Annotated in this window: 15 protein-coding genes; 10 read left to right on the forward strand and 5 right to left on the reverse strand. The window is 71.7% G+C overall.

Translation table 11 applies throughout. From position 1 onward, the window contains the following. The first annotated feature begins 93 nt into the window (after window positions 1-93). Entirely contained in the window at window positions 94-732 is a 639-nt protein-coding gene (locus ACIQWG_RS32980; RefSeq protein ID WP_404102333.1) for a TetR family transcriptional regulator, read from the forward strand. Window positions 733-790: 58 nt separating this feature from the next. Next, window positions 791-1840: an amidohydrolase family protein gene (locus tag ACIQWG_RS32985; protein WP_404102334.1), complete on the forward strand. Its 1050-nt coding sequence runs from the start codon at window positions 791-793 to the stop codon at window positions 1838-1840. Between the two features lie 3 nt (window positions 1841-1843). Here the strand turns inward: ACIQWG_RS32985 and ACIQWG_RS32990 are convergent, their stop codons facing one another. Together ACIQWG_RS32990 and ACIQWG_RS32995 are read right to left on the reverse strand one after the other, a co-directional pair. Continuing rightward, entirely contained in the window at window positions 1844-4069 is a 2226-nt protein-coding gene (locus ACIQWG_RS32990) for a SpoIIE family protein phosphatase (protein ID WP_404102336.1), read from the reverse strand. 227 nt (window positions 4070-4296) lie between these two features. Next, entirely contained in the window at window positions 4297-5019 is a 723-nt protein-coding gene (locus ACIQWG_RS32995; protein ID WP_404102529.1) for an IclR family transcriptional regulator, read from the reverse strand. A 206-nt stretch (window positions 5020-5225) separates the two neighbouring features. Between ACIQWG_RS32995 and ACIQWG_RS33000 the strand changes: the two genes are divergently transcribed. Genes ACIQWG_RS33000 through dmpG form a run of 3 tightly spaced genes read left to right on the forward strand, consistent with a single transcriptional unit; the run spans window position 5226 to window position 8097 of the window. After that, on the forward strand, window positions 5226-6080 hold the full coding sequence (locus ACIQWG_RS33000; RefSeq protein WP_404102338.1) for a 2-keto-4-pentenoate hydratase: 855 nt from the start codon (window positions 5226-5228) through the stop codon (window positions 6078-6080). 5 nt (window positions 6081-6085) lie between these two features. Next, window positions 6086-7078, forward strand: coding sequence for an acetaldehyde dehydrogenase (acetylating) (locus ACIQWG_RS33005; RefSeq protein ID WP_404102531.1), 993 nt, complete (start codon window positions 6086-6088; stop codon window positions 7076-7078). Beyond that, a complete protein-coding gene (dmpG, locus tag ACIQWG_RS33010; RefSeq protein WP_404102340.1) occupies window positions 7075-8097 on the forward strand; it encodes a 4-hydroxy-2-oxovalerate aldolase in 1023 nt (340 codons plus the stop codon). The genes ACIQWG_RS33005 and dmpG overlap by 4 nt, the downstream gene beginning before the upstream one ends. A 106-nt stretch (window positions 8098-8203) precedes the next feature. Here the strand turns inward: dmpG and ACIQWG_RS33015 are convergent, their stop codons facing one another. Continuing rightward, window positions 8204-8656, reverse strand: a complete 453-nt coding sequence (locus ACIQWG_RS33015; RefSeq protein WP_404102343.1) for a DUF6299 family protein — start codon at window positions 8654-8656, stop codon at window positions 8204-8206. Between the two features lie 238 nt (window positions 8657-8894). Between ACIQWG_RS33015 and ACIQWG_RS33020 the strand changes: the two genes are divergently transcribed. Next, window positions 8895-9089, forward strand: a complete 195-nt coding sequence (locus ACIQWG_RS33020; RefSeq protein WP_404102345.1) for a DUF5999 family protein — start codon at window positions 8895-8897, stop codon at window positions 9087-9089. Between the two features lie 27 nt (window positions 9090-9116). On the opposite strand, the gene ACIQWG_RS33025 is transcribed toward ACIQWG_RS33020, so the two are convergent. Then, the gene (locus ACIQWG_RS33025; RefSeq protein ID WP_404102347.1) at window positions 9117-9515 is read right to left on the reverse strand and encodes a RidA family protein; all 399 of its coding nucleotides are present in this window, start codon (window positions 9513-9515) and stop codon (window positions 9117-9119) included. Beyond that, on the reverse strand, window positions 9512-10690 hold the full coding sequence (locus ACIQWG_RS33030) for an acyl-CoA dehydrogenase family protein (protein WP_404102349.1): 1179 nt from the start codon (window positions 10688-10690) through the stop codon (window positions 9512-9514). Before ACIQWG_RS33030 ends, ACIQWG_RS33025 begins: the two co-directional genes overlap by 4 nt. 171 nt (window positions 10691-10861) lie before the next feature. Here ACIQWG_RS33030 and ACIQWG_RS33035 point away from each other — a divergent pair, with 171 nt between their 5' ends. From ACIQWG_RS33035 to cysD, 4 genes are all read left to right on the forward strand, one after another. Next, window positions 10862-12475: an AMP-binding protein gene (locus ACIQWG_RS33035; protein WP_404102351.1), complete on the forward strand. Its 1614-nt coding sequence runs from the start codon at window positions 10862-10864 to the stop codon at window positions 12473-12475. Between the two features lie 15 nt (window positions 12476-12490). Then, window positions 12491-13303 carry a PaaX family transcriptional regulator C-terminal domain-containing protein gene (locus ACIQWG_RS33040; protein ID WP_404102353.1) on the forward strand — a complete coding sequence of 271 codons (813 nt, stop codon included), beginning with the start codon at window positions 12491-12493 and terminating at the stop codon, window positions 13301-13303. A 116-nt stretch (window positions 13304-13419) separates the two neighbouring features. Beyond that, window positions 13420-13971, forward strand: a complete 552-nt coding sequence (gene cysC, locus ACIQWG_RS33045; protein WP_404102355.1) for an adenylyl-sulfate kinase — start codon at window positions 13420-13422, stop codon at window positions 13969-13971. Beyond that, window positions 13968-14870 (forward strand): sulfate adenylyltransferase subunit CysD, encoded by a 903-nt coding sequence (cysD, locus tag ACIQWG_RS33050; protein WP_404102357.1) that lies wholly within the window; start codon window positions 13968-13970, stop codon window positions 14868-14870. The genes cysC and cysD overlap by 4 nt, the downstream gene beginning before the upstream one ends. Window position 14871: the final 1 nt, after the last annotated feature.

Raw genomic sequence — 14871 nt, forward strand, 5'->3', positions numbered from 1 at the left:
TTGCTGTAGTGTTTACTCCAATTGGAGTGGACGTTACGGTAAGCTCGACGTCAGGGTCGGTCAAGTGCCGGCACGACGGGAAGGGCATCTCGCATGGCGAGACCTCCGGCGCCGCGGAGAAAGCGGGCCAACGGGGTGGAGTCGCGGCAGCGCATCCTCGACGCCGCCGTCGAGATCGCCGGCGAGCGCGGCTACGAGGGCACGTCGATCGCCGCGGTCAGCGCCAAGTGCCAACTGCCCGCGAGCTCGATCTACTGGCACTTCAGGGACAAGGACGACCTGATCGCCGCGGTCATCGAGCGCAGCTTCGCGGCCTGGCTGACCGCCGTCGAACTGCCCGGCGAGGAAACCGGCACTCCCCTGGAGCGGGTGACGACGATGGCGTCGAACGTGGCGAAGTCCCTGGTCGAGGCACCGGACTTCCTACGGCTGGGGCTGATGCTCGCCCTGGAACGGCGACCTGCCGAGCCTCGCGGCCGAGCCGTTTTCCTCCAGGTCCGCGAGGTCGCCCGGCAGCGGATCACGGAGATGATCCGCACCCTGTTCCCGTCGCTGGACGAGGCCGCCGTCCACACCCTCACGACGTACGCCGTGGCCGGTGCCGACGGGCTGTTCGTGCACCGCGAGATCGGCGGCGACCGGGTCGACCTGCCGGAGATGTTCGAACTGCACGCCCGGCTCGTATACGAAGCGGCCGTTCGCCGTGAGCGGCTGTCGAAGGGCGAGGGATGAGCCGGACCTGTGCGGGTGGCCCTCGTCCGACGACTCCTCCCGAGAAAGAGACCGAGTCATGACCACCGCACCCCGCCGGATCGACGTCCATCAGCACCTCGTCCCGGACCTCTACCGCGACGCCCTCACCAGGGCCGGCATCGTCGAGGCGGGCGGCCGTGCGCTGCCCGGCTGGAGCCCTGAGGCGGCCCTGGACGTGATGGACCTGCTGGGTACCGAGACGGCGATCCTCTCCGTCTCCACACCCGGCACCGGCTTCCTCACCGACCCCGATGAGGCGGCCGGCCTGGCCCGGCGGCTCAACGACCACTGTGCCGAGCTCACCGCCCGCCGCCCCGCCCGCCTCGGCTGGTTCGCCACCCTGCCCATGCCCGACGTCGCCGCGTCGGCGCGGGAGGCCGAGCGCGCCCTGGGGGAACTGGGGGCCGACGGGGTCACCCTGCTCGCCAACAACCAGGGCGGCTACCTGGGCGCCGAGGGCCAGGACGCCCTGTGGCGGGTCCTGGACGAACACGGCGCCGTCGTCTTCGTCCACCCGGCCGAGCTTCCCGCGCCCGCCGTGGCCGGCATCCCGCCGTTCGCCGCCGACTTCCTCCTCGACACGACCCGCGCCGCCTATCTGCTCGTCCGCAACGGCGTCCCGGGCCGGTGCCCCAACATCCGGTTCGTCCTCAGCCATGGCGGTGGCTTCGTGCCCTACGCCTCCCACCGCATGGCCGTCGCCATCGCGAGCGACATCGGGCGCGGCCCCGGTGACGTCCTGGAGGACTTCCGCGGCTTCTACTTCGACACCGCGCTCTCCTCCAGTCCCGCCGCCCTGCCCACGCTGCTCGCGTTCGCCCGCCCCGGGCACGTGCTGTTCGGCAGCGACTGGCCGTTCGCGCCGGCCGCGGCGGGCCAGTACTTCGCTCAGGGGCTCGACACCGGCCTCGACGCCGGCACCCTGGCGGCGGTCAACCGCGGCAACGCCGAGGCGCTCTTCCCCCGTCTGGCCGGCGGCCCTCCCGCACCGCCGACGCCCCGTCCGCTCACGGCACGCGTGCGCCGGTCCGCCCGGCGGGCCGGAGCCCGTCTCGCCTTCAGGCTGGTCCAGCCCGGGACTGACTGAGGGCTACTCGTTGAGCTCGGCCCAGACGGTCTTGCCGTTCCGCGCCTGCCGGGTGCCCCACTGACCGGCGAGCTGGGCGACCAGCAGCAGGCCGCGGCCGCCCTCGTCGAGCCCCCGGGCCCGGCGCAGGTGCGGGGTGGTGCTGCCGGAGTCGGAGACCTCGCACAGCAGGGAACGGTCGTTGATCAGGCGCAGCCGGATCGGTGAACGGCCGTACCGGATGGCGTTGGTGACCAGTTCGCTGACCACCAGTTCCGCGACGAAGCCGAGTTCCTCCAGCCCCCAGTCGGCCAGTTGCCGGGACACGTCCGACCGGGCGCGGGCGACGACCGCCGGGTCCGCGTCCAGTTCCCAGGTGGCGACCCGGTCGGCCCCGAGGACGCGGGTGCGGGCGAGGAGCAAAGCGATGTCGTCGTCCGGCCGGGACGGCAGCAGGGCCTCCAGCACACGGTCGCAGGCCGCCTCCAGGGAGGGCGCCGGCTGGGCGAGGAGCTGCCGCAGGGTGCTGAGGCCCTCGTCGATGTCATGGTCACGGGTCTCGATCAGACCGTCGGTGCACAGGGCGATCAGACTGCCCTCGGGCAGCTCGACCTCGACCGTCTCGAACGGCAGCCCGCCCAGTCCGAGCGGCGGCCCGGCGGGCAGATCCAGCAGCTCGGCCGTGCCGTCCCGGACCACCACGGCCGGGGGCACATGCCCCGCACGGGCCATGGTGCAGCGACGGGAGACCGGGTCGTAGACGGCGTAGAGGCAGGTGGCACCCATGTCGCCGCCGACATCCGCGTCGGGGTCGGCGTCGGGGTCCGTGCACGCCTCGGTGAACAGGCGCAGGACGACGTCGTCGAGGTGGGTGAGGAGTTCCTCGGGCGGCAGATCGATGTCGGCCAGGGTGCGTACGGCGGTTCGCAGCCGGCCCATGGTGGCGGCGGCGCGGATGCCGTGACCGACCACGTCGCCCACCACCAGGGCCACCCTCGCGCCGGACAGCGGTATGACGTCGTACCAGTCACCGCCCACCCCGGCCTCGGAACTGGCCGGCAGATAGCGGTAGGCGACGTCCACGGCCGACTGCTCGGGCGCCTGCCGCGGGAGCAGACTGCGCTGGAGGGTGATGACGGTGGCGCGGGCGTGGGTGTAGCGCCGGGCGTTGTCCACGGCGACGGCGGCCCTGGCGACGATCTCCTGGGCGAGGAGCAGGTCCTCGCCGTCATAGCGGTCCGGGTTGCCCACGCGGTGGAACTCCGCGACGCCCAGGGTGGTGCCGCGTGCACGCAGCGGAACCGCCAACGTCGAGTGCCCTCGCGGGTCGCCGGGGGCCCGGTCGTACTCGTGCCTACAGGGCCGTCCGGTGGCGAGGGCGCGGGCTGCGGGGGAACCGTCGGGTGGGGGTTGGGGTTGTGGGGGCGAGGGGTGGGGTTGTGGGAATGGAGGCTGCGGCTGGGGTTGCTGGGGCGGGGTCGCGACGTGAGGGTTCGGCTGCGAGGGCCGTTGCGAGTCCGGTTGGGACTGGGATTCCGGTTGGGACTGGGATTCCGGTTCGGTCGCCTCCGCCGGTCCGCGGGCCATGCGGCGCAGCGTGAGCGGGTCCTGGCCTGTGTCGTCCTGCCCGCGCAGCACGCTGTCGAGCAGGTCGACGGTGGCCAGGTCGGCGAACTGCTCGGTGGCGAAGTCCGCCAGTTCCTGGGTGGTGCGGGAGATGTCCAGGGTCGTGCCGATGCGCATGCTGGCCGCGTTGACCATCGCCGACCGCCACCGCAGCCGCCGGTCCCGCTCCTCCTGGTAGGCCGCGACGCCCTGCTCCGACACCCGGTCCACGTACGTGGTCGACACCGTCATCAGCTGCCGTGCCGCCGCGCCGACCTCCTCGGCGTCGGCGCTGAGCCGGCACATCTCCGAGAACAGCCGGTCCATGACGATGCCCTGTGCCAGCCGGAAGGCACGCAGAATCGCGCTGAGCGGTGTGCCGTGCCGGGCCAGCAGCCGCGCGCGCTCCAGATCGGCGGCCGGTAGCTCGATCCGGCTCGGCTCGACGGAGTGACGGAGCCCGAACAGGGCGGCTTCGATGTGCTCGCCGACACTCTGGGTGGTCAGCCGGGACACGTTCGCCGTCTCCCACAGCTCGGGGAGTTCGCGCCGCAGGCACTCTTCCACGTCGGCACTGAGCTCGTCCGCTCGCGAGCCGAGCTCATACGCCGCACGGGGGAGAAGACGGCCGACCGTAGGCTCCACTCTGACGACGTTACGCCGCTCCGGCGGGGCGCTCAGGACGTACGGGGGTGTGGGGGCCGAACACCTCGGGCCGCGCAGGTGTGTGACTGGTGGGTGCCTGCGGCTGTACGGAGGTGTGGGCGCCGCACATATCGAAACCTACGGGCGTATGGGCGACGCGGATCTCGAACCCAGACGCGGATCTCGAACCCAACGGAGGTATGGCCCCCGCACATGGTCGGGCGTCTTCAGCCACTCCCACGCAGCACCCGCGAGAGCCCCAGCGCCGCGGTCCGTACGGCCGGTGCCAGCTGGGCCGGGCTGAAGCGGGAGCGCGGGACCGCCACCGAGAGGGCGGCGACCGCGGTGCCGCCGGCGAACACGGGGGCCGCGATGCAGCTCACGCCGGGCGCTGCCTCCTGTTCCTCGTAGGCGAGGCCGGAGACCCGGGTCTTCTCCAGGGCCATGCGCAGCCGGTCCGGGTCGGTGATCGAGTGCGGCGTCAGGCTCGGCAGCGGCCGGGACAGCACCTCCTCGGTCAGCTCCGCGCCGGAGAACGCCAGCAGGGCCTTGCCGACCCCGGTGCAGGTCAGCGGCAGGCTGCCACCGATGCGGGAAGGCAGGTGGAGGGCCTCGTGGCCGTGGATGCGCTCCAGGTAGACCACCTCCATGCCGTCGCGGACGCCGAGGTGGACCGTCTCACGGGTGGCTTCGAACAGGTCCTGAAGGAACGGCAGGGCCGCCTCGCGCAGGTCGAGCCGGTGCGGCACCAGGGAGCCGAGCTCGAACAACTTCGCCCCGAGCCGGTACAGGTTGCCCGAGCGCTCCAGCCACCCCAGCCGGACCAGATCCGCCGCCAGCCGGTGCACCGTGGGCTTGGGCAGCCCGGTGTGCTCCGAGAGTTCCGACAGACGGTACGGACCGCCACTCGGGCTGAAGCTTTCCAGGATGATCGCGGCCTTCTCCAGCATGCTGCCGCCCGTGTTGTTCCGCGTCACGGAACAAAGGTTGGCCGATCGTGGTGGCCGTGTCTATACCGGTGATGGCGTTCGCGGCCCCGGACTCCTTGGCCCCTCCCTGCCCCTCCCTCGCATCTCCCTTCTCACCGCTTCCCGCACCCCGACCGCTGACCCGCAGCCCACACCCCGCAGCCCACACCCCGCACCTGGAGGTACCCGTGACGACCTCGCCCGACGGCGTCCACCCGGACGTCGCCCCCTTGCCCGCCGCCACCCCGCCGGCCGTGGTCAAGGCCGCCGACCGGTTGGCGGAGGCCACCCGCACCGGGATCGCGTGCCCGCCGGTGCGTGAGCTGTTCGAGGGCGGCGGCGATCTGGAGACCGCTTACGCCGTGCAGCAACTGGGCGTCCGGCGCGGCCTGGCCGCCGGACGGAGGATCGTGGGCCGCAAGATCGGCCTGACCTCCGTGGCCGTACAGCGCCAACTCGGTGTGGACCGACCCGACTTCGGCGCGCTGTTCGCGGACATGGCGGTGCCGGACGGCGGCGAGGTGGCCGCCGGGCGGCTGTTGCAGCCGAAGGTCGAGGCCGAGGTGGCGCTCGTGCTGGGGCGGGACCTGCCGCACCGCGCCTGCACGGTCGTCGACGTCCTGCGGGCCGTCGACTTCGCGCTTCCGGCGCTGGAGATTGTCGACAGCCGGGTGCGGGACTGGGACATCTCCCTGGTGGACACCGTCGCCGACAACGCCTCCTGCGGCCTGTACGTCCTCGCCGCGACCCCCGTGCCGCTCGCCGCCGTCGACCTGCGCACGGTGACGATGACCATGACGCGGGGCGGCGAGACGGTCTCCGAGGGCACCGGCGCCGACTGTCTCGGCAGCCCTCTCAACGCGGCCGTGTGGCTGGCCTCCGCGCTCGCCGAGCGGGGCGACCCGCTGCGCGCCGGCGACCTGGTGCTGACCGGCGCGCTGGGACCCATGGCGCCCGCCGCGCCGGGGGATGTGTTCGAAGCACATATCTCCGGGCTGGGTTCTGTGCGAGTCGGCTTCACACAGGACGGGCGGGAGCTGTGAACCCCATACACACCGAAGAAACCAGGGTCACCAAGGTCGCCATCATCGGCTCCGGCAACATCGGCACCGACCTCATGATCAAGATCCTTCGGCTGTCGGAGACGCTGGAGCTGGCGGCCATGGCCGGCATCGACCCCGCCTCCGACGGTCTGGCCCGTGCCCGCCGGCTGAAGGTCGCCACGACCCACAAGGGCGTCGAAGGGCTCGTCGCCCTGGACGAGTTCGCCGACGTGGAGCTGGTCTTCGACGCGACCTCGGCCGGCGCACATCGCCACCACGACCAGGTGCTGCGCCCGCTGGGCCGCACCCTGGTCGACCTCACCCCCGCCGCCCTCGGTCCGTACGTCGTGCCCCCGGTCAACGGCGACGCCCACCTCGACGCCCCGAACGTCAACATGGTCACCTGCGGCGGCCAGGCCACCATCCCGATCGTGGCCGCCGTCAACTCCGTCACCCCGGTCCACTACGGCGAGATCATCGCCTCCATCGCCGCACGCTCCGCCGGTCCCGGTACCCGGGCCAACATCGACGAGTTCACCGAGACGACCTCTTCGGCGGTCGAGCGGGTCGGCGGCGCGGCGCGCGGCAAGGCGATCATCGTCCTCAACCCGGCCGAACCGCCGCTGATCATGCGGGACACCGTGCACTGCCTGGTCTCCGAGTGCGCGACGGAGGCGGTCACGGCGTCGGTCGAGGAGATGGCCGGCCGGGTCCGGGAGTACGTCCCCGGCTACCGGCTCAAGCAGAAGGTGCAGTTCGAGCGGGTGGCGTCCGACGACCCGCTGCGCGCCCTCGCCCCCGGCGCGGGGGACGCCCTGAAGGTCTCCGTCTTCCTGGAGGTCGAGGGCGCCGCGCACTACCTCCCGGCGTACGCCGGGAACCTCGACATCATGACGTCGGCCGCCCTGCGCACCGCGGAACGCATGGCCGTCCTCCCCCACGCTCGGCTTCGTCCGAGCGAGGGGACTTCCCCCGCCCCGGAGGTGGCCTCGCGATGACCCGGCTCTACGTCCAGGACGTGACCCTGAGGGACGGAATGCACGCCGTCCGGCACCGCTACACCGTCGGCCAGGCCCGTGCCATCGCCGCCGCGCTGGACGCCGCCGGGGTGGCCGCGATCGAGATCGCCCACGGCGACGGTCTGGCCGGCTCCAGCATCACCTACGGCGTCGGCGCCCACACCGACTGGGAGTGGATCGAGGCGGTGGTGGACGCCACGGAGCACGCGGTTCCCACCACCTTGCTGCTGCCCGGCATAGGAACGCTCCACGATCTCAGGCAGGCACACACCCTGGGCATCCGCTCGGTGCGCGTCGCCACACACTGCACCGAGGCCGACATAGCCGCCCAGCACATATCCGCCGCCCGGGAGCTGGGGATGGACGTCGCCGGGTTCCTGATGATGTCCCACATGGCCGAACCCGCCGAACTGGCCCGCCAGGCCCAGCTGATGGAGTCGTACGGGGCCGACTGCGTCTACGTCACCGACTCCGGCGGCCGGCTCACCATGGACGGTGTCCGCGACCGCTTCCGCGCCTACCGCGACGTCCTCGACCCGAACACCGAACTGGGTGTCCACGCCCACCACAACCTCGCCCTGGGAGTGGCCAACACGGTCGTCGCCGTGGAGTGCGGCGCGGTACGCGTGGACGCCTCGCTGGCCGGGCAGGGCGCGGGCGCCGGCAACTGTCCCCTCGAAGCCTTCATAGCGGTCGCCGACCTTATGGGCTGGGAGCACATGTGTGACCTGTTCCCGCTGATGGACGCCGCCGACGATCTCGTACGGCCCTTGCAGGACCGCGAGGTCAGGGTGGACCGCGAGACCCTCAGCCTCGGCTACGCGGGCGTGTACTCCAGCTTCCTGCGCCACGCCGAGACGGCCGCCGCCCGGTACGGCCTGGACGCCCGCGGCATCCTCGTCGAGGCCGGCCGCCGGCGGATGGTGGGCGGGCAGGAGGACATGATCACGGACATCGCCCTGGATCTGGTGGCCCGTCGTGCGGGGAGGGCTTCCTGACACGGTGTCAGGAAGCCGTGTCACGTTCGGAAATCGCGCGCGCCGCGCCCTCCCGGTCGGAAGGGCGCGGCGCGCGTGGGGTGGGGCTCCCGTGTCGCGGTCGCCGTCACGCCTTGGAGAGGGTGATGTTCTTCTTCAGCATGGCGTGGAAGTGAGGCAGGGGCAGGCCGCCCAGAGCGTCGACGGGGCGGAGTTCCACGATGGTGGCCTCGACCTCCGCTTTGCCGTGCTTGAGGGTGGACGGGGCGGGGTTGCTCTTGTTCTCCCAGCGGTGGCTCTTGCCGTCGCACACGGCCAGGGTGCCGCCGATGGCGTACCGGACGGTGGAGGCACTCTGGCCGACGGAGGCGCTCACGTAGGTGGGCCCCGTGCTGTCGACGCACGTGTACTTGCCGGATACGGTGACGGTGCCGTCGGCGGCCATCAGGACCTTGGTGTCGACGGTCACGGTCTCCTTGGGTTCTGCGGCGGCGTCCGAGTCGGCGGGCGCCGAGGGTGCGGCGACCAGCAGGAGCAGCGCGGCGCCGACGGCGGTGGCGAGAGCGGGGCGCAGGGGCATGGGATGACCTCCCGGGTGGGCGGAGTGGGGGCTTCCACTGGTACCCGGCCGGTGCGCCCGGCGACGTGATCGTCACTCCTTCGGTGGCGAGTCCGCCCCGACCGTCGTGGATCCGTCCGAGAGTTGTCCGCGTGTTGTCACGGTCCACGACGGCCCGTTCCGATGAGTTCGCAACGGGAGCATGGTCTACCCATATGGACGACCCACACGGCTCGTCCGCCCTATGTGGAGGTGCGCCATGTGTTCCTACCAGCCTTCGTGCCCTTCCGCCGACGACCGCAGCGCACATGTGGTGGCCGCACACCCCGAGCAGGGCTGGAGCCTGCTGTGCGACGGCGCCATCGTGTTCGACGACAGCGGTGAGCTGTTGCCCGACGGCCGTGTCGTCGCCCCGCAGCGTGTGCCGGCCGAGCGCCTCGCCATGGCGGCGTGACCCACCCCCACGACGGATGATCCCGGCCTACGGGAGCACGGCGAACCCGTCGAGCTCCACCATCGCCTCCTCGTCCCAGAGGCGCACGACTTCGACGACCGCCATCGCGGGATAGTCGCGACCCGCCAACCGCCGCCAGATACGGCCGAGTTCGGCGGCCTGGGTGCGATACGCCGCGACGTCGGTGGCGTAGACGGTGACCCGCGCGAGGTCGGCCGGTGTCCCGCCGGCCGCCACCAGCGCGGCCAGCAGATTGGTCAGGGCCCGCTCGAACTGCCCCGGCAGGGTGTCGCCGGCCACCTTCCCGTCCGTGTCGAGGGCGGTCTGACCGGCCAGGAAGACGACTCGTGACCCGGTGGCGACGACCGCGTGGGAGAAGCCGGTGGGCGGGGAGAGATCGGCCGGGTTGACGCGCTCGGTACTCACTTGCCGGCCTCCATGTCCGCGTACAACTCCTTGGCGATGATGCCGCGTTGGACCTCGCTGGCGCCCTCGTAGATGCGGGGGGCGCGCACCTCGCGGTAGAGGTGCTCGAGCAGATGGCCGCGGCGCAGGGCGCGCGCGCCGTGCAGTTGGACGGCCTGGTCGACGACGTACTGCGCGGTCTCGGTGGCGAGCAGTTTCGCCATCGCGGCACGCCTCGGGACGTCCCCGCCGCCTTCGTCGTACGCCGACGCCGCCGCATACACCATGAGGCGGGCCGCCTCGGTGCGCAGGGCCATCTCGGCGACCTGGTGGGCGACGGTCTGTAGGTCCTTCAACTTGCCGCCGAACGCGTCCCGTCCGGCCGTGTGGGCGAGGGTCGCGTCCAAGGCCGCCTGTGCCATGCCGACGGCGAACGCGCCGACGCTGGGCCGGAAGAGGTTGAGGGTTCCCATGGCGACCCGGAAACCGCGGTCGGGCTCGCCGAGCATGTCGTCGGCGGTGACCGGGACCGCGTCGAAGTGGAGGGCGCCGATGGGGTGCGGGGAGAGCATGTCGAGGCCGCTGCCGGTGAGGCCGGCGCGGTCGGCGGGGACCAGGAAGGCGGTCACGCCACGGGACCCGGCGCCGGGGGTGGTGCGGGCGAAAACGGTGTAGAAGTCGGCCTCGGGGGCGTTGGAGATCCAGCACTTCTCGCCGCTGAGCCGCCAGCGGGCGGAACCGTCGGGCTCGGCGGCCAGGGCGTCCGTGGGGTGTCCCGGCCCCGGCGCGTCGGGTTCCGCGTGCAGTTCCAGCGCGGCCGCGTCCGACCCGGCCCCCGGTTCGCTCAGCGCGAAGGCCGCCACCGCGCTGCCGTCGGCCACCCGCGGCAGCCAGCGCTCCCGCTGGGCCGGGGTGCCGTGCGCGTGGACGGGATACGCGCCCAGCCCCTGGAGGGCGAGCGCGGTCTCCGCCTCCGTGCAGCCGTAGGCGAGGGACTCCCGCATCAGGCACAGGTCGACCGCGCCCGAGGTGAACAGCCGTTCCAGCAGGCCGAGTCGACCTAGTTCGGTGACGAGCGCGCGGTTGACGTGGCCCGGTTCGCCCTTCTCCGCGAGCGGGCGGAGCCGTTCGGCGGCCAGGGTGCGCAACTCGGCACACCATGCGGTTTGTGGCGGATCGAGCGAGAATGCGGGCATTGCCGACCTCCCAGCGGGGCCGTCGGCGTCGGACGCTCTCGACGGCCTCCTCAACGGACCTCTTCGACGATATCGCGCACCATTGACTGTCGTCACCAACACGATACGCTCCCTGTGCGAGCCCACCACGACGCCCACGAGGCGGCCCACAAGGCAAGGGGGCGAACCGCCATGGCCGGTCTGCACCGCTCCGCGCACGTCGACACCTTCGCCCGCGAGCACCTGCCACCGCCCGAGCAGTGGCCCGAGCTGCGCTTCGACCTGCCGGGGCTGCGTTACCCCGAGCGGCTCAACGCCGCGGCCGAGTTGCTCGACGGCGGCGCCGACGAGCGGCCCGTCTTCCACACTCCGTCCGGCCCCACATGGACGTACGGCACACTGCGCGCCCGCGTCGACCGGCTCGCACATGTGCTCACCGACCACCTCGGCGTCGTCCCGGGCAACCGGGTGCTGCTGCGCGGCCCGACAACTCCGTGGCTGGCGGCATGCTGGCTGGCGGTGCTGAAGGCGGGCGCGGTCGCCGTCACCGTGCTGGCCCAGCAGCGTCCGCACGAGCTGCGGACCATGTGTGAGATCGCCCGGGTACGGCACGCGCTGTGCGACATCCGCGCCGTCGACGACCTCGCCAAGGCCGAGATACCCGGCCTGCGCATAGCGACGTACGGCGGCGACGCCCCGGACGACGCGCTGCGCCTGCCGGCGTCCGACGCCCCCTACCCGGCCGCCGACACCGCCGCCGACGACGTCGCCCTCATCGCCTTCACCTCCGGTACCACCGGACGGCCCAAGGGCTGTATGCACTTCCACCGGGATGTGCTCGCGATAGCGGACACTTTCTCAGCACATGTGCTGCGACCACATGTGGGCGATGTCTTCGCCGGCAGTCCCCCACTCGGTTTCACCTTCGGCCTCGGCGGACTCGTCATCTTCCCGATGCGGGCCGGCGCCAGCGCCCTGCTGCTGGAACAGGCCGGTCCCAAGCAGTTGTTGCCCGCCATCGCCGAACACCGGGTGTCCGTGCTGTTCACGGCGCCGACGGCGTACCGCGCGATGCTCGACGAGCTCGACGCGTACGACATCTCCTCGCTGCGCCGATGCGTGTCCGCGGGCGAGAACCTGCCCGCCGCCACCTGGCAGGCCTGGCACGAGCGGACCGGGCTGCGCGTCATCAACGGCATCGGCGCCACCGAGCTGCTGCACATCTTCATCTCGGCGGCGGACGAGCACATCAGGCCCGGTACGACGGGCGTACCGGTACCGGGATGGCAGGCGCGTGTAGTGGACGGCGAGGGCCGGGAGCTCGCCGACGGAGAACCCGGCCTGCTCGCCGTACGCGGCCCCGTCGGCTGCCGCTATCTGGCCGACCCGCGCCAGCTCGACTACGTGCGGCACGGCTGGAACATCACCGGCGACACCTACGTCCGGGAGAGTGACGGCTACTTCCGCTATGTCGCCCGAGCGGACGACATGATCATCTCCGCCGGGTACAACATCGCGGGCCCGGAGGTCGAGGAGGCGCTGCTGCGCCACCCGGACGTGCTGGAGACGGCGGTGGTGGGACGGCCCGACGCGGCACGGGGAGCGGTCGTGGTGGCGTACGCGGTGCTCAGGGAGGGTGCGCGACGGGACGCGGAGGCGCTGCGCGCGTTCGTCAAGGCCGAGCTGGCGCCGTACAAGTGCCCGCGCGAGATCGTCTTCCTGGACGCGCTGCCGCGCACCGCGACCGGCAAGCTCCAGCGGTTCCGGTTGCGCGACTCCGGTGCCCCGCCGGGTGACCCGCGGTGATCCGCACGACCTAAGATGATCAACGTGTCCGACCAGCATGCACCACGGTCTCTCATCGTCACGCTCTACGGCGCCTACGGCCGACACATGTCCGGCCCGGTGCCGGTCGCCGAGCTGATCAGACTGCTGGCCGCGGTCGGCGTGGACGCGCCCTCGGTGCGCTCGTCGGTGTCGCGGCTGAAGCGGCGCGGACTGCTGCTGCCGGCCCGTACCGCGCGGGGCGCGGCCGGCTACGAACTCTCCCCGGACGCCCGCCAGTTGCTCGACGACGGCGACCGCCGTATCTACTCCGCCGCGCCACCCGACGACGAGGGCTGGGTGCTGGCGGTGTTCTCGGTGCCCGAGTCGGAGCGGCAGAAGCGCCATGTGCTGCGCTCCCGGCTGGCCGGGCTCGGTTTCGGGACGGCGGCCCCGGGCGTGTGGATCGCGCCCGCGCGGCTCCACGAGGAGGCCCGGCACACTCTTCGGCGGCTGCGGCTGGACGAGTACGTCGACTTCTTCCGCGGCGAGCACCTCGGCTTCACGCCGACCGCCGAGGCCGTCGCCCGCTGGTGGGATCTGGCCGCGATCGCCAAGGAGCACGACGCGTTCCTCGACCGCCACGCGCCCGTGCTGAACGACTGGGAGCGCAGGGCCGACACCCCGCCCGAAGAGGCGTACCGCGACTATCTCCTCGCTCTGGACTCCTGGCGTCACCTCCCCTACACCGACCCCGGCCTGCCGGCGCGGCTGCTGCCCGAAGGCTGGCCGGGGGCGCGCTCGGCCGCGGTCTTCCGGGGACTGCACGAGCGGCTGCGGGACGCCGGTGCGGAGTACGCCGGGTTGTGACCTCGGGCACATCAACTGCCGCTAACCAAACCCTCAGGTTCCTCTGCACGTCCTCTCAAGTTTCTTACCTAGCGTCCATCAGGTCGTCCACAGGTAAGAGATGAGGACTGTTGCGCATGACCAACACGCCAAGGGCCCAGGGAGGCACGGTCTGGCTGACGGGGCTGCCGAGCGCGGGCAAGACCACGATCGCCCGTCTGCTCGGCGACCGGCTGAGGACCGAGGGACATCGCGTGGAGGTCCTCGACGGCGACGAGATCCGCCGTTTCCTCTCCGCCGGCCTGGGTTTCTCGCGGGCGGACCGCAACACCAACGTGCAGCGCATCGGCCTGGTCTCGGAGGTGCTCGCACGCAACGGCGTGCTCTGCGTCGTCCCGGTCATCGCCCCGTACGCCGACAGCCGCGACGCCGTCCGCAGACGCCACGAGGCGAGCGGCACGCCCTATGTCGAGGTGCATGTGGCCACCCCGGTCGAGGTGTGCAGCGAGCGGGATGTGAAGGGGCTGTACGCCAGGCAGGCGGCGGGGCAGTTGTCCGGGCTGACGGGTGTCGACGACCCGTACGAGCCGCCGGCCGACCCGGCGCTGGTCCTCAAGACCCAGGACCAGACCCCGGACGAGTCGGCGGACGCCGTGTACACCGTGCTCGCGGAGCGGGGGCTGGTGTGACGGCGTCCGCTCTGTCGCACCTGGACGCGCTGGAGTCCGAGGCGGTGCACATCTTCCGCGAGGTGGCCGGTGAGTTCGAGCGGCCGGTGATCCTGTTCTCCGGCGGCAAGGACTCCATCGTCATGCTGCATCTCGCCCTGAAGGCCTTCGCGCCGGCGGCGATCCCCTTCTCGCTGCTCCATGTGGACACAGCACACAACTTCCCCGAGGTCATCGACTACCGCGACCGTGTGGTGGCCATACATGGGCTCCGGCTCCATGTGGCCTCCGTACAGGACTACATCGACCGCGGTGTGCTGCGCGAACGTCCTGACGGTACGCGGAACCCACTCCAGACGCTGCCGTTGACGGAGAAGATCCGGAGCGAGCGGTTCGACGCGGTGTTCGGCGGCGGGCGGCGCGACGAGGAGAAGGCGCGGGCCAAGGAACGGGTGTTCAGCCTGCGGGACGAGTTCTCGCAGTGGGATCCGCGCCGGCAGCGGCCGGAGCTGTGGAACCTGTACAACGGCCGCCACGCACCGGGCGAGCATGTCCGTGTGTTCCCGCTGTCCAACTGGACCGAGTTGGATGTGTGGCAGTACATAGCGCGTGAGCACATAGAGCTGCCGAACATCTACTACGCCCATCAGCGTGAGGTGTTCCGGCGCAACGGCATGTGGCTGACGGCGGGTGACTGGGGCGGGCCACGCGAGGACGAGACCGTGGAGAAACGGCAGGTCCGCTATCGCACGGTCGGCGACATGTCCTGCACCGGCGCGGTGGACTCCGACGCCGACAGCATCGAGAAGGTGATCGCGGAGATCGCCGCGTCCCGGCTGACCGAACGCGGCGCCACCCGCGCCGACGACAAGCTCTCCGAGGCCGCGATGGAAGACCGCAAGCGCGAAGGGTACTTCTAGC

This window comes from Streptomyces sp. NPDC098781, assembly GCF_044759995.1.
In the GTDB taxonomy this organism is placed as follows: Bacteria; Actinomycetota; Actinomycetes; order Streptomycetales; family Streptomycetaceae; genus Streptomyces.